Origin of the sequence: Proteus sp. HMSC14B05 (assembly GCF_001808035.1) — a bacterium.
Classification (GTDB): Bacteria; Pseudomonadota; Gammaproteobacteria; order Enterobacterales; family Enterobacteriaceae; genus Proteus; species Proteus mirabilis.
In genome coordinates this window covers 196,868-221,480 of the sequence record NZ_KV791984.1, presented here as the reverse complement: position 1 = coordinate 221,480, position 24,613 = coordinate 196,868, and the positions used below count along the sequence as shown (strand labels likewise).

Here is a 24,613-nt window from a genome sequence, read left to right as displayed (position 1 = left end):
CGTTCTAAATAAGAGTGAGAATGATTATTCTATCACTTAATTATTTATATTATAGTAATAATTAGTGCTTTTAAAATAAAAAGCTAAAAAGGCAGAATAAAACTATATCAATCTTAACTTATTGACAGGTATGAGTTAAATAAGATGATATTTAAAATAAAAGTTTTTTAATTAGCCATCTAGAGGAAAATGCACAAAAGAATGATTATCAATTATATTATTGTTCTGTATCTATAGGATTTTATTGGTAATTTTTTAGAGACTTAATCAATAAAGTATGGCATATTAACCGTTAATAGCATCTCAATATGATGTTTGGACAGCAATCTTAGTCCCTAAACAGGATTGTTATTCAGAGTCGTCCTTTATCCTCACCAATGAGTTATGGAACCTGAAATAACCTATGGAACTCTATTCGTTATAAACAAATAGGGTAGGCTATTTATACAGAATAAGATTATTATTATGACACATAATCACATTGATGATATTGAGTTGAATATGGCTGAGAAAACACAATCTGACAAATTCAAAGCGGCCAAGAAAAGCACATTGGTCAGTGTTTTTGTTAATATCTTTTTATCCATATTTCAAATCACAATTGGTTTATTCTCACATTCCCAAGGCTTAATTGCTGATGGTATTCATTCACTGTCTGATTTAATTGCTGACTTCGTGGTGTTAATTGCGAATAAAGGCAGTCAAAAGCAACCCGATGCCGATCATCCTTATGGACATTTTCGCTATGAGAATGCCGCTTCATTAGTGTTAGGGACGATTTTATTGATTGTTGGTTTGGGAATGATATTTTCTGCTATCCATAAAATGTTAGATCCTTCAATCATTCCTGATGTTCATAGCATCGCGCTTTATGTGGCTTTATTGGCATTAGCGGCTAAAGAAGGGTTATTTCGTTATATGTTAGCTGTAGCCAAAAAAGTCGATTCTAGTATGTTAGTGGCAAATGCTTGGCATGCGCGCTCAGATGCCGCCTCTTCTTTAGTGGTTGCAATAGGGATCATTGGTAGCCTTGCTGGATTTAAATTCTTTGACCCACTAGCAGCACTTATTGTCGGGCTATTTGTTGGCCGTATGGGATGGCGTTTTACCTATCAAGCTTTGCAAGATCTCATGGATAGAGGCGCTGATGAAGAAACACTTGAACAGATCACCAATACATTAATCACCACACCAGGAGTACAAGGGGTACATGATTTAAAAACCCGTCGTGCAGGTGATTATTTATTAGTTGATGTCCATTTAGAAATTAAAGGCGAATTAACGGTCAATCAAAGTCATGATATTGTGGTCAATGCCCATGATAGAGTACTTAAACAGCATGCACAGATTTTAAGTGTGATGATACACGTCGATCCTGCTTAATTTAGCGTTAACTATTTGATAGTTTAAAGGTAATAAATTGTATTTATTACCTTTTTGTTTTTATTCTTTGCTTAATTAAAAATTAACACAGTTTTCTTTTACATTATCGGTTAATGCAGCAATCAGATTGTCAACGGCACATTCAGCCATTGCATAGCGAGTCTCTTTAGTCGCAGAGCCAATATGGGGTAAGGCGACAACATTTTTCATGGTTAAAAGTGGTGAAGAGGTTGGCAGTGGCTCTTGCTCAAACACATCTAATCCGGCTCCAGCTATTTGTCGCTGCTCTAATGCGTTAATTAATGCTTTTTCATCAACCACGGCACCGCGTCCGGCATTAATTAAATAGGCGTCAGCTTTCATTAATGCAAACTGTTTTGCGCTTAACAGATGATGAGTTTCTGGCGTTAGCGGTAAAGTAATGCAGACAAAATCGGCTTGTTGTAAAAGCATCTCTAGGGAACAAAATTTAGCATTAAAATGCTGGTTAACATCGTTATATTCAGTACGAGAATGGTAAATAATATCCATATCAAAACCGAAGTGGGCGCGTTGTGCTAATGCTTTACCGATACGCCCCATACCAATAATCCCCATGGTTTTATGGTGAACATCAGTACCATACCAATCCGGCGTAATACTTTTTACCCATAAACCTTGTTTTATATTATCGGCTAGTTCAGGAATACGACGAGAGACGGCAAGAACAAGCGCCATCATTGTATCAGCGACAGTATCAGTTAATACCGTAGGTGTATGCATCAATTTGATATGACGTTCAGTGAGCGCGGCAACATCCACATTATCATAACCGACAGAAATCGTTGATACGGCTTTTAGTTTTGGCGCTTTTTCAATAAAGTGTTTATCGATATTACCGCCGGCGCCTAACAATCCTTCAGCATGAGCGAGGGTGGCTTTAAAATCGGCACAATCGAGAGAGAGCGCGTTAAACTGTTTTACCTCAGCAACGGCAGATAATTTTTGTTGCAGTTTTTCTGGAAGCGGTTGATAAAGTATTACAACGGGTTTCATAGCGTTCTCCTAATTGGTATTAACTAATAGATATAAATCACACTCTCTTCTCTTCAATTCATCTATTGAGGCTACTCTTAATTTCACTGTAAAGCATATTAGCGTGGATGTTAATAAGGTATGATAAAAACCAATTAATATCAGTTTTATCATATAATTAAAGTATTCAGTATAATGTAATCGTTTACTTTTATGGTGAAGAGGGCAGTTCTCTCTAAAATAACTATATAACGATTATTAACAATAATTTGCTGTAATACGGTTATATTAGGTCGTTTTTATTAAATAATTAAGGAATAAGAAAAGCGTGTAAACGTTTACACTAAATGTCGGTTTGATCACGAAATTAGTTTGTTGAACTTGTTAAACTCTGAGGCAATCAACAAAACCGCTTGACGCTTTTCATTTGAAATAAATCAAAAGAGGTGAATGTGGAAATTTTAGTTACGGGTGGAATGGGATATATCGGTAGTCATACATGCGTGCAAATGTTAGAAGCAGGCATGACGCCTATTATTTTGGATAACCTCAGTAATGCAAATGAAGAGGTACTTAACCGAATTGAAGCATTAACAGGAAAACGCCCACTGTTTTATCAGGGGGATATTCGTGACGAAAAACGACTGGCCACAATTTTTACTCAGCACTCTATTCAATCAGTGATCCATTTCGCTGGATTAAAAGCGGTAGGTGAATCTGTTGAAAAGCCCATCGAATACTATGACAACAATGTTAACGGTACTTTGGTGTTAGTTCGTTGTATGCGTGATGCGGGCGTAAAAAGTATTATTTTCAGCTCATCAGCCACGGTTTATGGTGATCCTCAAACTGTGCCTATTACTGAAGAGTCACCTGTTGGTGGCACTACCAATCCTTATGGCACCAGTAAATATATGGTCGAGCGTATTTTGTCTGATCTCTATATTGCAGATGAGAGTTGGTCTATCAGTTTACTGCGCTACTTCAATCCAGTAGGTGCTCATCCATCTGGCACTATGGGGGAAGATCCTAAGGGTATTCCTAATAATTTAACGCCTTATATCTCGCAAGTTGCGATAGGTCGTCGTGAAAAAGTCGCGGTATTTGGTGATGATTACCCAACAAAAGACGGTACTGGTGTACGTGACTATATCCATGTTATGGATTTAGCTGATGGTCATATTGCCGCCTTAAATGCGTTAGGAGAAAAAGCAGGGTTACATATCTATAACCTAGGCACAGGGAATGGCACCAGTGTGATTGAAATGATTGAAGCATTTCGTAAAGCCAGTGGTAAAGCAATCCCTTATGAAATTCAGCCACGTCGCCCGGGAGATATCGCACAATGTTGGTCAAGTCCTGCCAAAGCAGAAAAAGACTTACACTGGAAAGCCATTCGCTCTATTGATGATATGGCAGCCGATGCTTGGCGTTGGCAATCACAAAATCCTAACGGTTATCTGAAATAGATCATAAAAACGCTATCAGATAATCTTTAATAAATAAGAGAGAAGATTATGTCAAAACTGATTTTTGATCCCGTTGAGCATCCTCATCGTCGTTATAACCCTTTGACTGGGCAGTGGATATTAGTTTCACCCCATAGAGCAAAACGACCATGGAATGGCAAAGATGAAAAACCTCAGATAGCGACACTTCCCTCTTATGATCCACATTGTTATCTGTGCCCAGGGAATACCCGAGTTTCGGGTGATAAAAATCCTGATTACACAGGCACTTATGTTTTTAATAACGATCACTCTGCATTATTGACAGACCAATATAGTGTTGAGGTATCCGATAATCCACTCTTCCAGACTCAAGCGGTGAGAGGGATCAGTCGTGTTGTTTGTTTTTCCCCCGATCATAGTAAAACTATTCCCGAATTACCTATTAGTAGCCTACGTAAAATCATTGATACTTGGGATAACCAAATAGAAGCGCTAAGCAAAGAGTATCTATGGGTACAAGTATTTGAAAATAAAGGTGAAACAATGGGGTGCTCTCAACCTCATCCTCATGGGCAAATATGGGCGAGTGATTTTTTACCTAATGAATTAGCACGCAAAGATAGCCAATTAAAAGACTATTTTAATCAATATGGCCGTAATCTATTAATGGATTATGTTAAAGCTGAATCTGAAGACGGTAGTCGAACCGTGGTTGAAACTAAATACTGGTTAGCTGTCGTGCCTTATTGGGCATCATGGCCTTATGAAACCATGCTATTACCAAAAAGCCATATTCGCAGAATGAGTGAATTAACGGCTGAACAACGTGATGATTTAGCCTTGGCAATAAAAAAATTAACCAGTCGTTACGATAATCTATTTCATTGTTCATTTCCTTATTCAATGGGATGGCATTTTGCACCTTCTTTTAAAGAGGGCGAAAGCATTGAGCATTGGCAATTACATGCCCTGTATTATCCGCCGTTATTACGCTCTGCGACAGTACGTAAATTTATGGTGGGTTATGAAATGTTGGCTGAATCGCAACGCGACTTAACGCCAGAGCAAGCTGCTTATAATTTACGCCAAGTAAGCGATATCCATTATAAAGAGCAAGAAAATTAGCTTAACGGGTTGATGGCGGACGCTTTTTAAATCACTACCTAGCCTAGGATGCATCACTATTATATTGATGTAACAGGTTGTTATTACTTAATTTTAAGTTAAGGATTTATTATGCAGGCACTGATTAATAATGTGACTCATTCTTTTACCTCTATTTTTGGTTATGCCCCAACACATTTTATTCAAGCTCCAGGCAGAGTTAATCTGATTGGTGAGCATACTGATTATAACGATGGTTTTGTTCTTCCTTGTGCCATTGATTATCAAATGGTAGTTGCTGCCGCCAAACGAGATGATAATCTTATTCGTGTGATTGCGGTTGATTATCAGAATGCGCAAGATCAATTCTCTCTCGAACATCCCATTGAGTTTTTACCTAATAAAATGTGGGCTAACTATATTCGTGGCGTTATTCATTTTTTACAACAAGCCAAATATGTATTTCAGGGTATGGATATTGCCATTACAGGTAATGTGCCTCAAGGGGCTGGCTTAAGCTCTTCAGCTGCATTAGAAGTGGCTATAGGACAAACAGTAAAAACACTTTATCAACTTCCTATTAGTCAAAAAGAAATTGCCCTTAACAGTCAAAGAGCAGAAAACCAATTTGTTGGATGCAATTGCGGTATTATGGATCAGCTTATTTCTGCATGTGGTGAAGAGAGCCATGCACTATTAATTGATTGTCGTTCATTAGCCACTACGGCGGTAAAAATGCCAGAAAGTGCGGTAGTGATGATCATTAACTCAAATAAAAAAAGAGGGTTAGTCGATAGCGAATATAATACGCGTCGTCAACAGTGTGAGGAAGCGGCAAAAATATTAAATGTTACTGCATTACGAGATGCGACCTTAGCGCAATTGCAAGCGAAAAAAACGCTGATGGATGATAAAGTGTATCGACGTGCTCGTCATGTGATCACCGAAAATGAGCGTACTTTACAAGCGGCTGAGGCGTTAAAACAAGGCGATCTTACTAAACTTAGTGAATTGATGGCACAATCACATATCTCTATGCGTGATGACTTTGAAATAACCGTTAACGAAGTGGATACACTGGTAGAAATTGTTAAATCAGTGATTGGTTCGCAAGGTGGCGTTAGAATGACTGGCGGAGGTTTTGGGGGCTGTGTGGTGGCGCTGGTGACTCCTGATTTAGTCGCAAAAGTGACACAAGCAGTTGAAGCCCAATATAAAAACCAAACAGGTTTAAAAGAAACTATTTATGTCTGCTCTGCAAGCCAAGGGGCGGGCTATCTGGAGATAACTAATGGCATTAAATGAAAACCGTTTTTTTAAGCCTGAACAGATGACCACACAAGCCGCTTTTGATGGTTTGCCTGCTCAAGTCGTGATTTTGACAAACCGTTTTGGTATGTCTATCTCCATTATGGATATTGGTGCGACATGGCTAAGTTGTATTGTCCCTGTGAATGGCTATCGTCGCGATGTGCTTTTAGGATCTGCAGATATGAAAGCCCATCAACAGCAAACGGCCTATTTTGGCGCAACGGTAGGGCGTTTTGCTAATCGTATTGCAGGGGCTAAATTCACCATCGCCGGAACTGAGTATCGCCTTGTTGCTAATGAAGGCAACAATACGCTACATGGTGGTAAACAAAATTTTAGCCATCGTCGCTGGACTATTGTGGCGCAATCCACACAGTCGGTCACTTTAAGCTTGCTATCTGCAGATGGCGAACAAGGATTTCCCGGTACCGTCGAAGCCAGTGTGACATATACATTAACGGATGATAATGAAGTTCATATTAATTATCAGGCTATTAGTGATAAAACGACAGCGCTGAGTTTAACTAATCATGCCTATTTTAATTTAGCTGGGGAGCATACTCAGCGAACGGCTCTTGAACATGATTTAGTTATCCACGCTTCTCACTACTTAAAAAATGGCGCGGGTAATATTCCTACAGGGGAAATTGTCGATGTGACTGGGACGGGGTTCGATTTTCGTCAATTAAAACGTATTGGCATCGATTTTATGCGAGATGAATGTCAAAAAGCCGCTAATGGCTATGATCATGCGTTTATTTTAGACAAACAAAAAATAGCAGATAAAGCATCGATTGCCACAGTTATTGCCCCTGAAGGTGAGCTTAAAATGGATGTTTTTACTACCATGCCTTCTATACAGTTTTATACAGGAAATTTTTTGGCACAGAGTAAAGGAAAAACTCGTCGTTATGGTAATTATTCGGGGCTGGCTTTAGAGACACAATATTTTCCTGATGGGCCGAATCATCCTGAATGGGGTGAGAACCAAGGTATTTTAGCTGCAAATACTCCGTGGCATAGCCAAACAATATATAAATTTTATCAGTAATAGATAAAGGAAAGTGTAAACGCTTTCCTTTTTTACTGTTTATTTGATCATTTTACTTTTTAAATTTCTTATCTTCACTGATAATCATGCCACTTGTTTTATAACTTACTCTTTTTCTTAGCCATCGATTAATGACACAAGGTTTTTAATGCAGAATAAGAGTTATTTATGAGGTGGATATGGCAACTATCAAGGATGTGGCAAAAGAAGCGGGTGTTTCTGTTGCTACGGTATCTCGGGTCATTAATAACTCACCAAAAGCGAGCCGAGCATCGATAGAGATTGTCAATTCGGCAATGCAAAAATTAGGTTATCGCCCCAATGCTGCTGCGCGAGCGCTGGTCAGTCAAAGTACCCAAACATTAGGTGTTTTGGTGCATGACGTATCCGATCCCTTTTTTGGGACCTTGGTCAAAGCGGTCGATAATATCGCCAGAAAAGCGGGAAAACATATTCTGGTGTGTAATGGTTACCATGATGCGCAAGATGAACGCCAATCTATTGAACTCTTGATCAACAGCCGTTGTGATGGTTTAGTGATCCACTCTAAGGCACTTTCTGATGAAGAGTTGTTAGCTTATGCCAATGAAGTTAATAGCATGGTATTAATTAACCGTTTTATCCCAGAAATTGCGGAACGTTGTGTCGCCTTAGATAACTATAAAGGGGCATGGATTGCTACCGAACACCTTATTCGCCAAGGCCATACTCAAATCGCCTATATCTCATCCACTCACCATATTGAAGATACCAGCCAAAGGCTTGCGGGATATAAAGCTGCTTTAGCGGCTTATAATATTAGTTTGCCTGAAAGCTATGTTGAATATGGCGAGCCAGAAGGCGAAGGGGGAGAGCAAGCGATGATGCGTCTATTAACCAAGTCGATAGATTTTACAGCAGTGGTCACCTATAACGACTTTATGGCTGCTGGGGCATTATCGGTGCTTGATGAAAATGAGATCCCTGTTCCTGAAAAAATTTCAGTGATTGGCTTTGATGATGTACTTATCGCTCGTTATATTCATCCTCGACTAACCACGGTACGTTATCCGATACATATGATGGCAGAGCAAGCAGCAACATTAGCGTTAAAGCTTTCTCAAGGGGAAGTCCTAACCCAAAAGCAGCGTATTTACTCACCCACTCTGGTTCAGCGCAACTCCGTTTATAATTTAAGCCATCTTTCTTAATCATCCATTATACTTTAAACATGTTACAAACTTCTGATGCTAGGCTCAGAAGTTTGTAACAGTTTGTTTAAGCGCCTTTTTTATCTGTTTTATCGCTTAAAAATATTCTTATTATTACCTGGTTATTTCTTGTAATCGTTATCAAACTCTCTCTGTTTTGTTTATTTTTAGCGATGACTTTTTTCTCAATTAAAAGAGCATAAAGTGAAATCAGCGAATTTTGTTGATTTATTAGTTAAGGTAATCGTTTGTTATGTGCTTTATCGATCCGATTTTTAACATAGGCGATAAAATTGTGAACGGAGTAACGGAAAAAGCAAGTGGAAACGTTTACATTAATATTCTCTTCTCTCTATGGGTCTGAAAGGAAAATATTATGCATACAGAAGGTGTTGGATTAAGCACAATAGATTATGCAATCTTTGCCCTCTATGTCATCATTATTATTAGCCTTGGATTATGGGTTTCTCGTTCAAAAGATGGAGCTAAAAAAGGAACAAAGGATTACTTCCTCGCGGGTAAAACACTGCCTTGGTGGGCGATTGGTTCTTCTCTTATTGCTGCTAATATCTCAGCTGAGCAATTCATTGGTATGTCTGGCTCAGGATTTTCGATAGGTCTTGCTATTGCATCTTATGAATGGATGGCAGCATTGACGTTAATCATTGTTGCTAAATACTTTTTACCTATTTTTATTGAAAAAGGCATTTATACCATTCCTGAATTTGTTGAGAATCGTTTTAAAAGTCGTAATTTAAAGACGATCCTCGCCGTATTCTGGTTAGCACTCTTTATTTTCGTTAACTTAACATCTGTATTGTATTTAGGATCATTGGCGTTAGAAACCATTCTTGGTGTGCCGATGATGTATGCCATTATTGGTCTGGCACTATTTGCGGTTATCTACTCGCTTTACGGTGGACTTTCAGCGGTTGCATGGACGGATGTTGTACAAGTTTTCTTCCTGATCCTCGGTGGACTTTTCACCACCGTACTTGCTGTTAGCTATATCGGTGGTGATGGCGGAATAATGGAAGGCTTAAGTAAGATGACAGCCGCCGCGCCAGATCACTTTAAAATGATCTTAGCAAAAGAAAACCCACAATTTATGAATTTGCCAGGAATTGCTGTGCTAATCGGTGGGCTATGGGTTGCTAACCTCTATTACTGGGGCTTTAACCAATACATTATTCAGCGTGCTTTAGCTGCTAAATCTATTAATGAAGCGCAAAAAGGTTTAGTGTTTGCCGCTTTCTTAAAACTGATTGTGCCTATTTTAGTTGTTGTGCCGGGGATCGCAGCTTTTGTTATCACAACCGATCCTACGCTGATGGCAGGATTAGGAACAATGGCACAGGAGCATATCCCAACCTTAGCGCAAGCGGATAAAGCCTATCCTTGGTTAACACAATTCTTACCTATTGGGGCTAAAGGGGTTGTGTTTGCAGCACTGGCAGCAGCTATCGTTTCTTCTTTAGCTTCCATGCTTAACTCTATCGCGACTATTTTCACGATGGATATTTATAAAGAATATATTGGGCCAAAATCCTCAGAAACCCGCTTAGTTAATGTGGGACGTATTAGTGCGGTGATTGCATTGATTATTGCTTGCTTTATTGCGCCACTGTTAGGGGGCATTGATCAGGCATTCCAATATATCCAAGAGTACACAGGTTTAGTGAGTCCTGGTATCTTAGCTGTATTCTTGTTAGGACTATTTTGGAAGAAAACTAATGCCAAAGGGGCAATTATAGGGGTTGTACTCTCAATTCCTTTTGCTTTATTCCTAAAATTAATGCCACTAGGAATGCCATTCCTTGACCAAATGATGTATACCTTTATTTTCACCGCGGTTGTTATTGGTTTGGTCAGCTTAACCTCAACGAAAAGTGATGATAGCGTAGGGGCGATTGTATTAACTGATGCAACATTTAAAACCCAAAGTGGGTTCAATATTGCTTCTTATATCATTATGATCATCCTCTGTGTGCTTTATGCTGTATTTTGGTAATTAGTAATTAATTTTATTTATCAATGTATTACAAAAAAAAGCAGAGCCAATAGCTCTGCTTTTTTTGTCACTTCAATGCCTATTCAAATCTTCTTATCTTTGTTGCTCTAAATTGCTTTGATGCAGATTAAAAAATATCACTAAATTGCAAAAGAAAATTATTCTCACAGTCAATTGATTAAGATAATATTAATCATTCTCATTACTATAACCATTATTTGACTTCAGGGATTTGTTATGAAATTTAAAATAAGTGCTTTAACAGCCTGTATTTTAATGACTTCTTATTCACTACATGCACAAGAAGATAAAGTAGAACGATTAGTTGTATCAGCCTCAGGGTTTGCACAGCAACAAACAGATGCACCCGCTAGCATTACGGTAATCAACAAAGAACAATTAGAGAAAAAACCGATACACGATCTTGCTGATGCCGTAAAAGGGGTTGAAGGCGTCAGTGTGAATGGTAATGCAAATAAACAAGAAATTACTATTCGTGGCTTACCCGGAGAATACACACTGATTTTGGTTGATGGCAGACGTCAAAATAGTCGTGAATCACGCCCTAATGGGAGTGGTGGATATGAAGGTGGATTTATTCCTCCTGCGGATGCCATTGAACGGATCGAGGTAATACGTGGGCCAATGTCATCACTCTATGGCTCAGATGCGATGGGCGGTGTGATTAATATTATTACTAAGCCTGTTACTAAAGAGTGGCATGGTGCAGTTTCCATGGGGGGAACATTGCAACATAACCGTGACGCGGGAGATTCTATCAATGGTGATTTTTATCTTTCAGGCCCATTAATTGAAGATAAATTAGGTTTACAACTTTATGGTAGTAGCTACTTACGTGCAGAAGATAAAATTACGTATGGGCAAGGGCGTAACGATAATAAAAATATTACGGCCAAATTAGCTTTTACTCCTACAGATAACCAAACCATTTTATTAGAAGCTGGACGCAATTCGCTACAACGCACGACAACACCGGGTAAATCGATGAGCGAATTTACCAATCGTGGTGGACGTCTTGATAAAAACAAAATGCTAGAAACGAATAATGACCGTAACCATTGGGCATTAACTTATAAAAATCAGTTTGATATTTTGCACTCTGAGTTAAGTGTTTATCAAGAGCAAACCAAGCGTGTTCAAAAGACGGAAGGTGTAGATAAAGCGACAGGAAATAGCTACAAATATTATGAAGATCGCCGCCCTGAAATCACTAATACTGTTTTCGATGCTAAATTTACCGCATTCCTTCCTGATAATGTGATGACTTTTGGTGGTCAATACCAATATGCACGTTTAAAAGACGAATCTTCAGTCGGCGGTAAAGAGGTCAAACAATCTACGATCACCGCTGATCAAAAAGCGTTATTTTTAGAAGATGAATTTAGTGTCACTGATAATTTAGCCCTAACTGGGGGAATACGTCTTGATGATCATGAATACTATGGTAAGCACTGGAACCCAAGAGCATATGCGGTTTACCATTTAACCGACGAATTTACCATAAAAGGGGGGATTGCTAAGGCCTTTAAAGCCCCGAGTTTACGAGAAATTAGCCCTCAATATGGTACATCAACGGAAAAAGGGCGAGCGATTATGTATGGTAATCGTGACTTAAAACCTGAAACTTCGGTTAGCCAAGAAATTGGTGTTGGTTATGATAATGGTGATGGTTTTACCGCCAATGTGACCTTCTTTAATACAGAATTTAAAGATAAGCTTACCAACTACGATACGGGTGAAATCGATCCTATTACCGGATTAAAACTGTACCAATATGATAATGTGGGTAAAGCTAATATTAAAGGGATTGAAACCGCGGTTGCATTCCCTGTCGCTGATAACTGGCGAGTAAGTGCTAATTACACTTATATCAACTCTAAGCGTAAAAGTGATGACGAAAAATTAGGCTCTGGTGAATCATTAAAAGGTTATCCATTGGATATGACACCAAAACATAGCGCCAATGCGCGTGTTGATTGGCAATACGATGAAGCTACCAGTTTCTATGCCAATACTGCCTATACTGGTAAGCAAATTTGGGCGGCTCAACGAAATGGTTATACTGGCGCTCGTTATCGTAGTGGTTATACAACCTTTGATTTAGGAATGACCTATAACTTTAATAAAAATACCATGCTAAATTTAGCCGTATTGAATATTACCGATGAAACAGGTCCTGCGGTCAACGATAAAGGGGGAAACTGGGTCGTTGATGAAGGCCGTCGTTATTGGGCAAATATCAAATATAGTTTTTAATCTATCCCAGTAAAGGTAAGCCTCATTTATTATGGGGCTTACTGCCATCATTTGATAATAACTTACAGAGTATCTGATTGATGAGAATACTAATGTTATGTGGAATGATAATGTTATCTTCTATTGTGCAAGCAAGACCTAATCAACAAGTTCCTCAACTCACACCACAAGTATCAACCTATTATCACATTATGGAAAAAGAGGTTGAGCATCAAGGAAAGCAGTATCGCTTTTTTCTTGCGATCCCCAAAAATACGCCTAAGACAACAGTGCTGTATAGTGTTGATGCAAATGCACAATTTCCACTTATTGTGAATGAAGCACTAGCGCAAGCGAAAAAGCCATTGCCTGTTATTGCAAGCCTAGGCTATGTAGGTGAAAAGGCCTATTTTATAGCGGAAAGAACTCACGACTATACCCCAAGAGTACATGGCGAAGCCTTTGCCAAAGGCGGTAATGTTGAACAGTTTTATCAGTTTATGGTAAGCCAATTAAAACCCTATGTACTAGCACAGATGGCGCAAGAAAACATCACTATTACTGAGCAATCACTATTTGGACACTCCTTTGGTGGCGTGTTTACGCTATATGTATTATTTAACCATCCAGACGCTTTTCAACGTTATATTGCCGCTAGCCCATCTCTTTGGTGGGGAAAAGGTGAGTGGGTCACTCAAGATAAATGGCAACAGATCCCCAATAATGTTGCGGTGACCATTACATTAGGTGAATTAGAAGAAACCCCTGATTTTTCTCAAATGAGCGAAGAGCAACGCTTGCGCTATCAAACGCGTAGTAGCTGGCTTACTCCTCGACAACTCTGTGATTATCTTACTGATGCCGGCAAAACATGCCAATTTTACCTCTTTACGGGGAAAGGACATGGCAGTTCAATCCCTGATGCAATCAAAACCGCTTTAGAACAAAGTACAGAATAAGCGTTGTTATTAACGGCTATTTTATTTAATAAAATAGCCGCTATTCTGCTCTGTGCGCTGTTATCACAAAGACTATAGATTATTCTCAATTTTAAAAAATAATTTGCGCCAAGGACTACTTTTTTACCGTGAAAGGACGATAATAACGGATAGGATAAATAAAATTACTCGCTAGCATTAGATTTTATAATTTTATTTATTTTTAGTAACGAGCTATATTCACGCACCCCTAACTTAGGGACGCCACCCACTGTTTTCATCACTATTGCTTTCATCTTTTCTAGATGAAAGGAGTGCCAATGTCTGGCTTCGAGAAAACAGCGCATGATTAACCGTTTTGATTGTGGAGACGAGGGTAGTGAAACAGAACACTACTTTGGTACGCAAAGGTGACAGTACATTAGTACCTGTCGCGGGTTTAACGGTATTTGCTATCGCATCAGGCTATTTAATGAGTTTAATTCCACTATCTATGGATAGTTTTGGTATTGATACTTTTTATGCTAGCTGGTTAGCAAGCATTTACTTTATTGGATTACTTATAGGTTCAGTGATGATCGAACCTATTATTGCAAAAATAGGGCATAGGCTCTCTTTTGTGCTGTTTTTATTGTTGTTAGCATTCACCGTGAGTATTTTGCCACTGTTACCTTATTTATCGGTATGGCTAGTATCTCGCTTTTTCGGTGGTATGGCGGTTGCGGGTATCTTTGTTGTAGTCGAATCATGGTTATTAATTGGTGATAATCCTAAAGAGCGAGCTAAACGCTTGGGCTTTTATATGACATCACTTTATGGTGGCACAACATTAGGTCAGCTTGCTATTGGTGCCATTGGTACGCAAGGGGCAATTCCTTTTATCGCGGTATTGGCATTGCTATTAATTGCAGTGTTACCTCCTTTGTTTTTTAAACAAGGACAACCCCAATGCCACGAGCATAAAAGTTTGTCACTTAAACAGATTAGCCGGCTGAATAAAGCTTCTTTAGTAGGCTGTATGGTTTCTGGCGTTGTGATGGGTAGTATTTATGGCATGATGCCATTGGCTTTAAATCAAGGGCAATTTAACACCGACCAAATTGGGGTGTTGATGGCAGCAATTATTTTAGGTGGTATGGTTGTTCAGCCTATTATTAGCAAATTGTCGGTGATGATGAGTAAAACCCTATTATTAGCCATGATGTGCTTAGTTGGGGTATTTGCGATGGGCATGACTTATCTGTCTAATGACTATGTGGTGTTAATTATTGCATTAGCTTTATTAGGAATGTCATCTTTTGCACTTTATCCTATTGCTATCACATTAGCTTGTGATCATGTTAATGCGAGCTATATTGTGGCAATTACTCAGGTGATGTTATTAAGTTACAGCGTGGGTTCAGCAATGGGGCCATTAGGCGCAGGTATGTTTATGTCACAAGCAAGTAACGGCATTATGAACTTTTTCTTTGTCGTGTTATTAGCGACAGCTGTATATATGTTATTTGCCAGTTTACGACGCAAAAGCCATATTGTGCTTAACTAATTGCGTTAAACACTTTCATTCTTTGATATCAACCGAGTTGCTTTTAAGAGTAACTCGGTTTTTTTTATTGATGCGTGATGGTTAATTAAGATCTTTCTCATATTTTTACCCCACTATTTAGCAAATGATAAAGTCATTAAATAAAGATGATTTTAATTATCATCGATTGATACAACATGGAAATAATTCTTTGAAAATATTCATATTTAGCTTTCTCTCTCTGATTATCTTACCCATTTCTGTTTCCCAAGCGATAACACCGACACAAAATAAACAGCTGGTGGCTTATGCAACGGATCTACCTAGAGCCGTTATTTATGATCCAGCCTACCGTAAAATTAATTATCCTAATGGTGATGTGCCTGCTCATTATGGGGTGTGTAGTGATGTGATTATTCGTAGTTACCGAGGAATTGGCATTGATTTACAAAAATTGTTACATGAAGATATCAAAGCCAATTTTGCACTTTACCCTAGTAAACGTATCTGGGGACTTAGTCGACCTGATACTAATATTGATCACCGCAGAGTACCCAATTTGGAAGTTTTTTTCTCGCGTAAGGGAAAGGTGAAACCTATTAGCAAAGAGGCGTCAGACTACTTGCCTGGTGATATTGTTAGCTGGCGCTTAGATAATGGGCGTCCTCATATTGGTCTCGTCATAGACAAGAAAAGCAGTGATAATCAGCGCTATTTAGTGATGCATAATATTGGTTTTGGACAAGTCGCTGAAGATGTTTTATTTTCGTGGAAAATAACCGGTCATTACAGTTATTAAAATTAGATTTAAATAGAATATAAAAATATTTACTAATAACGAGTAATAGCAAAATAAAAAGAAAGTTAATTAATATAATATTAATAGACGCCCATACTAAAAATAATTATTTTGGTATGGGCGTCTATTTCTGGGGGAGAATATTTTCATCAGAAATATTCATAATTAGTCCTCTAAGCCACCGAGTAACATACTGACAACGGCAACGGAACAAATAAGGGAAAGGAAAAGAATGAAAAATGAGCTACTGATCATAGTGACCTCCTAATTTATTGCTATTTTTAAATAAAAAACCTCACTAAATACACGTTATTAATTGATTACTCTCTATACTAGATGATTTATAAATAAAGTCAAACTAACCTATTATTTTATAATGCTATTTTTGGTGAAAATTCTTTATTTTATGCAAAGAAGTGCAAAATTGTGATCAAAGAGACTCAGGAGGGGCTAGCCCCTCTGATGTTCTACGCAGAATGCGGTAGAGAAATATTAGGAAGAGGAGGAAGCCCAAAAGCGGCTCTTGCCCGATCGCAAGCTTCATTTTTTACGCCATTAGCCCAAGATTGTTCAAACTCACGGCAAGGGGATGGTCTCTGTTCATAAATTGCACAACTCACGCATTCACCAACTTCACCAATCAATTTTTCACAGCGTGGTTGTTTCTCATTAGTTCCTTTCATACATGATAGAAAAGGGGTTAAGGGTTCGGTAAATTCGTCAGGAACAACACCACCACCACTTTTCATTTCAGCCCAATAGAAAGAGACTCTAAAATAGGCGCAACATGCACCACAATGCATACAGGGATTATCCTGCATATAAATAAAATCGTTAGAATGTTTGCTCATACCAGATACCGTTTTATCTGACCTTAAAGTAATATAAGAAGTTTTTGAAAATCGTTTTCACTTAAGAGAAGCAACAAAGAAAGAAAGAGAAACAATGCCTCTCTTAGCTAGCTATTATGCGCTGAATGAAAATATTTTTTCAAGAGCAATATTTGCTTTTTGTAGTCAAATTTCTACTAATGCAGTGCATAATATGGGATGTGGTAATTTATTGAATGATATAACTTAATCTTGCCGTGAATTACTGGTTAGCACTTAATAATTGCAATCAATTATTTTGATTGTTTTTTGTTCGACTAATGCGGGACTCTACAAAACAAAAAACCTCATTTCGAAATGAGGTTTTGAAAATTTTCATTTATTTTATCAGCAACTATTTTTTATTCTTTAAAATGGCCCCTTAAAAATAAATAACGCACCCGCACCAATTAAAATAAAACCGATAAAGTGGTTAAGTGTGAAACTTTCACCTAAATAAGTCACCGAAAAAACAGCAAAAATGGTTAGTGTGATGACTTCTTGAATGGTTTTTAATTCGGCTGCGCTGTAATAGTTGTGGCCGATACGGTTTGCAGGAACTGCAAAACAGTATTCAACAAAAGCGATTAACCAACTGAGTAAGATCACTATAATTAACGGCTTGTTACCGTATTTTAAATGGCCATACCAAGCAAAAGTCATAAAGATATTGGAAATTATCAGCAGAATAATGGGGGTAAATTTATACAACATATTTGTCATACCACCAGAGGTTTTAAAGGGAGAAAGTAGCAAAAAATCAGCGATGAGATTACTGCAAAACGCTTTGTTTTGCTATTGACATCAAGTAAAAAAAGTCTATTTTTTTGCTTCTATTGCTAAAAATAGAACTTCAGAGGATCAAAAAAAATTGACTTAAATCGAGAAAAAACACTAAACCTGATTTTTTGTATATTATCCTCTCAGTAGATAAATATAACGCTTACTAAGATTATTATTAAAACACCTTTTTTTATAAAAAATACTAATAAAATAGATAGATTTAAAGACTTATTAATTATAGTTTTACTTCTTATTAAGATTTATTTTCTACACTTAATGCGACATATCCTAAATTTGTGTTTTCGCACTAATAGATGTGGTGTTAATTCTTTAATACCTTATATTTGACAGTCAAATTTAGTAAAAAATTTATTATTGGGAGCCAACGTGAAGATAGGTACGCTTTTAATTTCTTACAGTTTACTCACAATGAGTTTGATCTCTTTTTCCTCCTTTGCTCAAGTAAATCACGATCCCCTGACCAAATGTTATGAGTTGTTAACAGATGCAAGCCAAACAACCATTAAAGCTTGTCTATTAGATGAACTGAGATTATCTGAAGAGCAGTTGAATGTTATCTATAATAAAAGCAAAGGCGACCTTGAAGATAGTGACTCTATCGCGGCTAAAAGTGCTATTGATGCATTAGTCAGTTCACAAGAGCAGTTTATTCTTTTTAGAAGTAGTGAATGCCAACGTCAATCTGCTTTAATGATGGGGGGCAATGGTGCTGATGAAGTATTGCTGGCTTGTGAAATAAAATTAAATCAATGGCGAGCTAAATTATTACTCACTAATTAAGCCATAAATACAAAACACCTGTATAAAAGGTGTTTTGTATTTGGGTCAATCCGTTGACCATGACGTTAAGTTATTTGGTTATCGTTTTTATATTGTTTCGTTTAAACTAACAATCTTCAATAATAAGATAAGCGGCATGAACTGGGCCATGAACTCCCCATACTTTGATTAATTCAATATCAGCCGTTGAGCTTGCACCACCAATTAAATTGATACATGAAGGCATTCTGATCCCATCTTGTGCCATTTTGTGTAAACGCTCTGCAAGTTGAGCCACTCGCGGTAAAATGTCACTTTTGCGTAAAATAACAATCGAGGTTTCAGGTAACAGGCTGACAGAACGCCCTTTTTCCGGAGAAGAAAACAGCACAATCCCGCCAGATTCTGTTAATCCCGCTTCCGCAAAGACAATCCCTATTTGAGAACGCTCAGCATGAATAATATTTTCATGACCGAGTTTAGGATCCCAAATATAAGTTTCAAATTTTTCACTAATAGCTTGTGTTACACCAAGTGCATTTAAGCGCTCATCACCACTTATTATCACTGAGCCTTGGCAATCATAGCTTTCACAAAGCGCTATTAAGCTATTTATCACTTGTTCTGGTTTAGTGATAACGCATCTTACTTGCTGGGTTTGTGCAAAATCAGTAAATTCTTTGCATAATTCATCTTGGGTTAAATTTGTTAAGCGTGTTTTAGCTAAATTATTAATAGGGGGATCTTGTGGTTTTGGCGTATGCGTCACCTCACGTCCTAATTTTTGAGCAATAGTTTGCAGAAACTCAGCACGATTTTGTTCGTTTAACATATTATTTTTTTCCTTCTGCTTTGTGGCGCTTAAACCAACTACGGAAACTATAACCATCGGGTTTTGGGAGATCACGTGATGCCATCCAATCATTGAGTACACTTATCTTGATTGGAGTTGAGCCATTTTTGATCATCAAGCCCGCCATCTTAGCCCCTACATTCATGCCAACTTTCCAAAGCGTGGGGTGCGCATTAATGTAATTAAACATACCGGTTACACGACGCTCAGCTTTTGGTGTTAAACCACTTTCTGCCATGACTCGACGATGTTTAAGGATCAATTGTGCTAAAGGGATTTTGACTGGACAGACCACATTACATGCATTGCATAATGAGCAGGCATAAGGTAAGTCATGAAAATCTTTATAGCCTCCTAAGAGTGGCGAAATAACTGCACCGATAGGGCCGGGATAAATAGAGCCATAAGCATGACCACCGATATTACGATAAGCAGGACAGGTGTTTAGACAGGCTCCACAACGGATACAGCGTAGAATATCTTTAAATTGTGAGCCTAAAATTTCAGAGCGACCATTATCGACAATCACTAAATGAAACTCTTCAGGGCCATCAACATTACCCGCTTCACGAGGTCCAGTTACCCAAGTGTTATAACTAGTTAGGCGTGAGCCAACCGCACTACGACATAACATCGTGATCAGCGGATCGACTTCTTCAAAAGTAGGCGCAACACGTTCCATTCCCATAACGGCAATATGGGTTTTAGGTAATGTGGTCGTCATCCGTGCATTACCTTCGTTAGTTACTAAACAGACTGAGCCCGTTTCTGCAACCGCAAAGTTACAACCTGTGACTCCAATATCAGCAGAAAGAAAATCTTGTCGAATACGTTGCCTGATAAAAAGGGTCATATCTTCAGGGGTTTCACTACCTTGATAACCTAGTTTTTCATTTAGCACTTTACGTATTTGGTAGCGATCTTTATGGATCGCCGGTACAACAATATGAGAAGGGGGATCGTTATCCAGTTGCAGAATATATTCACCAAGGTCGGTTTCGATAATCTCAATACCTTCATTTTGCAAGGCTTTGTTCATACCGATTTCTTCGGTTACCATCGATTTTGATTTAACGATTTTCTTGGCATTTTTCTGTTTGGCAACGTTACAAATATAGCGTGTCGCATCTTCTGCCGTTTTGGCAAAATAGACATGACCGCCGTTTTCAGTCACTTTTTCTGATAATTGATAAAGATAAGCGTCTAAGTTTTCAAGAACATGGTTACGGATTTGTTCTGCGCGATCACGCCACGCTTCCCAATCACCTAACTCTTTTACCATTATTTGGCGATTGGCTCCAATGCGCTCTTGTGCCATAACAACGGCGTTACGCATAATGGTATCATTCATTTCATGCGCTAAGCGTGGTCTAAAATCGATATTACTGGTTTTAATAGACATTGCAGCCCCCTTATTGACTCATTAAAACTTGTGCAATATGCAGCACTTTGACAGGACGCTTTTCACGACTTAAACGGCCTTGAATATTAATTAAACAACTGGTATCTGCACCAATGACGTAATCAGGGCTGACTTCCATGATATGTTTTACTTTTTCAGTGACCATTTCACCGGAAATTTCTGACATTTTTACTGAGAAGGTGCCTCCAAAACCACAACAAGTTTCTGAATTGGCGAAAGGTAACATTTCGAGTCCTTCAACATGTTTTAATAAGGTTAAAGGTTCACTAACAACCCCTAACTTTCGCGTTAAACTACAAGAGGGATGATAAACCGCTTTACCCGCAAGGCGGGCGCCAACGTCAACCACACCTAAGGTGTTGACGATAAAGCTGGTAAGATCAATTAAACGATCGGCCACACCTTGGGCTCGCTGCGCCCATTGAGGCTCATCGGCAAGATAGCAGGGATAGCCTTTAATCGCATAAGTGCAAGAGCCTGCAGGGGAAATAATCGGATAATCATTAACTTCTAATGTCTCAATTAATGATTTCATTGCGGGTTTTGCATCATTAACATAACCGCTATTAAGTGCTGGCTGACCACAGCAACCCTGGCGCTCTTGAAATAATACTTCGCAACCTAATTTTTCGAGCAATAATACGGTATCTCGTGCCGAATCTGCTTTTAGCACATCACCAAGACAGGTTGCATAAAAATTAACTTTCATTCACCGAACTCCAAAACATCGCTCAGATGTTGTCATTTTTATTTAAGATAAAATTCTTATTGGTTATTTTTCTTTATTTTCGTTATGTCAAAGCGATAGGTGATAGCCAAGATAAGCCATCACTTATCTTGTATAGTTAATTCATTAGGTGATAAATAATGCCGATTTTGGCACCTAGAATGATGATATAGGCAATACAATATTTTAATGTTTCTCGCATAATGGCACTGCTTTGCCCATCCATTTTGGTCGCCGAAACGGCGATCGCAATGCTTTGTGGTGAAATCATCTTACCGCCAGTCGCCCCAGAGGTATTAGCCGCTGCGAGAATAAAGGGATCAACATGGAGTTTTGCCGCTGCACTGGTTTGAAGCTTGCCAAATAGTACGTTAGAGTTTGTATCGCTTCCGGTTACAAACGTTCCTAGTGCACCAATGACTGGGGCAATAAAGATAAATCCAGCGCCAGTAAAGTTAACTAATGTTTCCGCAATGCTACCAATCATGCCACTGAAATCCATTACCGTTGCCATCGCAACAATAGCCATAATGGCAATAATGGAGTTCTTTAATTGAATTGTGGTTTTTACTAATACAGAAAAGAGCGTTGAAAGGCTTGCACCTTGAATAGTGCCACCAACAAAACTCGCTAAAATAATCAATACCCCAGGCGTACTTAACCAAGCAATAGTTTGATATTCAGTTTGAGTATCACTTAATACAAAAGGAATTTTAGTTGCAATAGTTCCTACTGCGGTTTGGATTGTAGGGAATAGCGGAGAGCAGGCTAAGATAAAAATAAAAGTAAACAGATAGATAGAGCTAGCGACTAATAGCTCTTTAGCTGAGTGTTTTGTTGGCTGTTTACTTTTATCATGGCCTGTTTTCATGCGTTTAGCCAAGAAAATAACCACAATCAGACTGACTAGGCTTCCTGCAAAGGCAGGTAATTCCGCACCTAAATTAGCTGCGACAATATATTGAGGGATTAAGGTGCTGATCCCACACATTAAAGTAATAAAGCCGACACCTTTAATGGCTTTAATACCACCACCAGCAATAGCAACAATGACAAAAGGTAATAGAATATTGAATAAACCAAGTTGGATAATAATGGTTTTACTTAACACCAATACATCAAGGCCGGTATTTTGTGCCAAAATAGACACTGGAATACCAACGGCACCAAATGCGGTAGGTACCGTATTTGCGACTAGTGAAGCGACGGCTGCTTTAAAGGGATCAAAACCTAGTGCGATTAAAATACCGATAGGAATAGCAACTGCTGTACCATAACCTGCAACTGCTTCTAAAAAACCGCCAAAACACCAAGAGATAAGTAAAACTTGTACGCGTTTATCATCGCTGATCCCCGCTAATACGTCTTTTAATACCTCCATTCCTCCTGTTTTTAGCATTAGGTTATAACTGTAAATAGCCGCCAGAATAACGATAATAATCGGCCATAATCCCTTTACCGCACCATAAAGTACAGATACAGAGGCAAATTGTAGGGTGTTATTCCAATGAAAAATAGCGAGAGCCACAGTGATAATTAGCGAAACGAGGACAGCGTGATGAACGGCCGATTTCATTTTTAAAATCATAAAAATCAGAACGGCTAAAGGAACAATTCCCAGTAAAAATGATAGATAGTCTGACATAATTATTTTTATCCTTAAGTTTGCAATTTTTTATCGTTTATCACTGCACCGGCAAACCTATTCATTCGTCATTTATGTTTTGTGTAGGGCACTTAGTTTGATGGTTTTCTATTTTGCTGAAACGATAAATCATAAAGAAAAAAAGATAGTTACCTAAAGAAATAATATAAGCATTCGTTACTTAAACTATTGTCAGGTTAGGTTGTGGGCTATTGTAGGAAAAATTTAGAAAGATGTAATAGAATAAAATCAATTGTGTGACAAATATAAAAAAAATCTATTTTTGTTACTAACTAGTTATTATTTGTCTTGTTTTTTGACTTTTATCAATGTAATTAATTTATTGTTATTGTTATCAAGATGATTTTAGATAGTAAAAATAGAGTTTTTTATTACTTATACTGGTAACTTGTTCGATACATTAAAGCCTAAATTAGCTTTTTTTATTGGTATCCGGCTCATTCGACACCTATAAAACATAAATTTTTCTAATGTTTTTTGTCTGTGTTATAAAAATCAGTTTTATAAACCAAAGTACGTTACCATTTAATATATTCATTATTGATATTAATTATTTTTTATATTTTATCTTTCATTATAATTAATAAATAATAATATTTTATTTTTAAATTTATATAGAGATTAATTCTTTTTATTTTTAATTTTAAAAGTTTTTTTATTTTAAGATTTTTTATTTATTTTTTTGTGGAAAATAAAGATGATAAAAAACAAACGCTAATTTATTTTATATTGCTTTGTTCCAATAAATAAGAATATGATTAATGTTAGATATATTATTCATTCAAAATTCATAAAGAAAAGATAATATTATACAAATTGTTTAGTTGACACTTTACTATCAGTGATGAAGTTCTTTTTTATGTTACATTATGATATTACTAGTATAATAGGTAAATTATTTGTATTACAAATCAGTGTGATAATTAATATTTAAACAAGTGATTAGATAAAAATGCTGTAAATATTGAACGGCTAGTAAATATAGCTAAAGTTAAAATAGTGATCGAGATCTGCTTTTTTCTTAATAAAAAATCGTCATATATACCAAAAAGGGGATGTCTTATTATTACTCTCTATTTTTAATTGTGACTAAGACGACTATTGTTAGGGTATTAACAAAGGGGAAATAATACATACACTAGAAAATTGTCAGCATATCATTTTCACTCACTTATCTGTTTTTCCGCTTATTGTTATTTCTTTGTTATCGGGTACAAGTAGCGAAAATTTCTGCTACTTAACTATCAGGTTTATTCTGTTTTTGCTGCTTGTTTTTTCTACAGACTTTGACGCTTGTTTATTTGAAATCGCGTTAAGTACGATCGCTTATAAAGTCCGAGAGATTGAAAATAACGCCCATAAAAAGCAAGATCAGCTGATAAAAATCTTTATCGTTGATAAATAATTTCATAAGTTATGTTAGCAATGTTTTAGGATTTAACATTTGAGGTTGTTTTATGCTCAGAGTGAAAAATAGCC

At 37.5% G+C, this 24,613-nt stretch carries 19 protein-coding genes; 12 read left to right on the top strand and 7 right to left on the bottom strand.

What is annotated here, in order from left to right; translation table 11 throughout:
- Positions 1-465 precede the first annotated feature (465 nt).
- Entirely contained in the window at positions 466-1,383 is a 918-nt protein-coding gene (locus HMPREF3129_RS07935; RefSeq protein WP_036918766.1) for a cation diffusion facilitator family transporter, read from the top strand.
- A gap of 75 nt (positions 1,384-1,458) precedes the next feature.
- Here HMPREF3129_RS07935 and ghrB read toward each other — a convergent pair whose 3' ends face one another.
- On the bottom strand, positions 1,459-2,418 hold the full coding sequence (gene ghrB / locus HMPREF3129_RS07930; protein WP_017827165.1) for a glyoxylate/hydroxypyruvate reductase GhrB: 960 nt from the start codon (positions 2,416-2,418) through the stop codon (positions 1,459-1,461).
- Positions 2,419-2,849: 431 nt separating this feature from the next.
- On the opposite strand from ghrB, the gene galE reads away from it, so the two are divergent.
- The 10 genes from galE (at position 2,850) to HMPREF3129_RS07880 (ending at position 16,033) form a co-directional block, all read left to right on the top strand.
- Positions 2,850-3,866 (top strand): UDP-glucose 4-epimerase GalE, encoded by a 1,017-nt coding sequence (gene galE, locus HMPREF3129_RS07925; RefSeq protein WP_004248507.1) that lies wholly within the window; start codon positions 2,850-2,852, stop codon positions 3,864-3,866.
- 48 nt (positions 3,867-3,914) lie between these two features.
- Positions 3,915-4,973, top strand: a complete 1,059-nt coding sequence (locus tag HMPREF3129_RS07920; protein ID WP_004243985.1) for a UDP-glucose--hexose-1-phosphate uridylyltransferase — start codon at positions 3,915-3,917, stop codon at positions 4,971-4,973.
- A 111-nt stretch (positions 4,974-5,084) separates the two neighbouring features.
- Positions 5,085-6,257: a galactokinase gene (gene galK / locus HMPREF3129_RS07915; RefSeq protein WP_070486927.1), complete on the top strand. Its 1,173-nt coding sequence runs from the start codon at positions 5,085-5,087 to the stop codon at positions 6,255-6,257.
- Positions 6,244-7,314, top strand: a complete 1,071-nt coding sequence (gene galM, locus HMPREF3129_RS07910; protein ID WP_012368169.1) for a galactose-1-epimerase — start codon at positions 6,244-6,246, stop codon at positions 7,312-7,314. Before galK ends, galM begins: the two co-directional genes overlap by 14 nt.
- A gap of 179 nt (positions 7,315-7,493) precedes the next feature.
- Positions 7,494-8,504, top strand: coding sequence for a substrate-binding domain-containing protein (locus HMPREF3129_RS07905; protein ID WP_004243980.1), 1,011 nt, complete (start codon positions 7,494-7,496; stop codon positions 8,502-8,504).
- Positions 8,505-8,880: 376 nt separating this feature from the next.
- The gene (locus HMPREF3129_RS07900) at positions 8,881-10,515 is read left to right on the top strand and encodes a sodium/sugar symporter (protein WP_004243978.1); all 1,635 of its coding nucleotides are present in this window, start codon (positions 8,881-8,883) and stop codon (positions 10,513-10,515) included.
- A gap of 237 nt (positions 10,516-10,752) precedes the next feature.
- Positions 10,753-12,792 (top strand): IreA family TonB-dependent siderophore receptor, encoded by a 2,040-nt coding sequence (locus HMPREF3129_RS07895; RefSeq protein WP_004243977.1) that lies wholly within the window; start codon positions 10,753-10,755, stop codon positions 12,790-12,792.
- Between the two features lie 110 nt (positions 12,793-12,902).
- The gene (locus tag HMPREF3129_RS07890; RefSeq protein WP_223302939.1) at positions 12,903-13,730 is read left to right on the top strand and encodes an alpha/beta hydrolase; all 828 of its coding nucleotides are present in this window, start codon (positions 12,903-12,905) and stop codon (positions 13,728-13,730) included.
- 358 nt (positions 13,731-14,088) lie between these two features.
- Positions 14,089-15,255 carry an MFS transporter gene (locus HMPREF3129_RS07885; RefSeq protein ID WP_004248501.1) on the top strand — a complete coding sequence of 389 codons (1,167 nt, stop codon included), beginning with the start codon at positions 14,089-14,091 and terminating at the stop codon, positions 15,253-15,255.
- A gap of 124 nt (positions 15,256-15,379) precedes the next feature.
- Positions 15,380-16,033 carry a DUF1287 domain-containing protein gene (locus HMPREF3129_RS07880; protein ID WP_017627947.1) on the top strand — a complete coding sequence of 218 codons (654 nt, stop codon included), beginning with the start codon at positions 15,380-15,382 and terminating at the stop codon, positions 16,031-16,033.
- Positions 16,034-16,500: 467 nt separating this feature from the next.
- On the opposite strand, the gene HMPREF3129_RS07875 is transcribed toward HMPREF3129_RS07880, so the two are convergent.
- Together HMPREF3129_RS07875 and HMPREF3129_RS07870 are read right to left on the bottom strand one after the other, a co-directional pair.
- Positions 16,501-16,884 carry a YkgJ family cysteine cluster protein gene (locus tag HMPREF3129_RS07875; RefSeq protein ID WP_004243972.1) on the bottom strand — a complete coding sequence of 128 codons (384 nt, stop codon included), beginning with the start codon at positions 16,882-16,884 and terminating at the stop codon, positions 16,501-16,503.
- Between the two features lie 387 nt (positions 16,885-17,271).
- Positions 17,272-17,616 carry a DMT family protein gene (locus tag HMPREF3129_RS07870; protein ID WP_004248496.1) on the bottom strand — a complete coding sequence of 115 codons (345 nt, stop codon included), beginning with the start codon at positions 17,614-17,616 and terminating at the stop codon, positions 17,272-17,274.
- 456 nt (positions 17,617-18,072) lie between these two features.
- Between HMPREF3129_RS07870 and umoC the strand changes: the two genes are divergently transcribed.
- Positions 18,073-18,486, top strand: coding sequence for a flagellar biogenesis regulator UmoC (umoC, locus tag HMPREF3129_RS07865; RefSeq protein ID WP_036918758.1), 414 nt, complete (start codon positions 18,073-18,075; stop codon positions 18,484-18,486).
- Between the two features lie 106 nt (positions 18,487-18,592).
- Here umoC and HMPREF3129_RS07860 read toward each other — a convergent pair whose 3' ends face one another.
- The 4 genes from HMPREF3129_RS07860 to HMPREF3129_RS07845 all read right to left on the bottom strand — a co-directional run bounded on the left by HMPREF3129_RS07860 (position 18,593) and on the right by HMPREF3129_RS07845 (position 23,113).
- A complete protein-coding gene (locus tag HMPREF3129_RS07860) occupies positions 18,593-19,297 on the bottom strand; it encodes a LutC/YkgG family protein (protein ID WP_004248495.1) in 705 nt (234 codons plus the stop codon).
- A gap of 1 nt (position 19,298) precedes the next feature.
- Complete coding sequence (locus HMPREF3129_RS07855) at positions 19,299-20,720, bottom strand: LutB/LldF family L-lactate oxidation iron-sulfur protein (protein WP_004243964.1); 1,422 nt, start codon at positions 20,718-20,720, stop codon at positions 19,299-19,301.
- 10 nt (positions 20,721-20,730) lie between these two features.
- Positions 20,731-21,450 carry a (Fe-S)-binding protein gene (locus tag HMPREF3129_RS07850; protein WP_036918755.1) on the bottom strand — a complete coding sequence of 240 codons (720 nt, stop codon included), beginning with the start codon at positions 21,448-21,450 and terminating at the stop codon, positions 20,731-20,733.
- A 136-nt stretch (positions 21,451-21,586) separates the two neighbouring features.
- Positions 21,587-23,113: an L-lactate permease gene (locus HMPREF3129_RS07845; protein WP_004243961.1), complete on the bottom strand. Its 1,527-nt coding sequence runs from the start codon at positions 23,111-23,113 to the stop codon at positions 21,587-21,589.
- Positions 23,114-24,613: the final 1,500 nt, after the last annotated feature.